Origin of the sequence: Pseudomonas sp. SIMBA_041 (genome assembly GCF_046535095.1) — a bacterium.
In the GTDB taxonomy this organism is placed as follows: domain Bacteria; phylum Pseudomonadota; class Gammaproteobacteria; order Pseudomonadales; family Pseudomonadaceae; genus Aquipseudomonas; species Aquipseudomonas mucoides.
Genome location: NZ_JAWRXJ010000075.1, coordinates 1 through 374, shown reverse-complemented (window position 1 = coordinate 374; position 374 = coordinate 1). Strand labels below are relative to the sequence as shown.

Below are 374 nucleotides of genomic sequence, written 5' to 3'. Positions count from 1 at the left end.
ACATGTATCGAGGTATATAGCCAAAACGCACCAACACACCATAGCCCTGTACCGTAGGCCTGACCGATTAGAAAGGCGCGGCGACCTGTCATCGCTGGTACCAATAACGCATATAAGATGGCAGGTGATACCAAGGCAACTGGCCAAATACCATAAGGCGCGAGCGCAAGTATAAAAGCGGCCCCTGCCAGCCAAGCTATTAGTACCGTCAATCCCATGTGTAAACCTTTTGGTTTATCAGGGTTCAGACGTTTTTGCAAATCAACAGTAGACAGACGCATAGCAGTTATCCAAAACCATATTTTCTAAAATTTCTCAGCTAAGCGATGAGATAACACTCACGCAAAACCTGACTGCACAATGCTTTATGCAGG

General features: G+C 46.3%; 1 pseudogene. It reads right to left on the bottom strand.

The features are described from left to right. Window positions 1–281, bottom strand: a pseudogene (locus SB725_RS30285) (hypothetical protein); the annotation flags it as partial. Window positions 282–374: the final 93 nt, after the last annotated feature.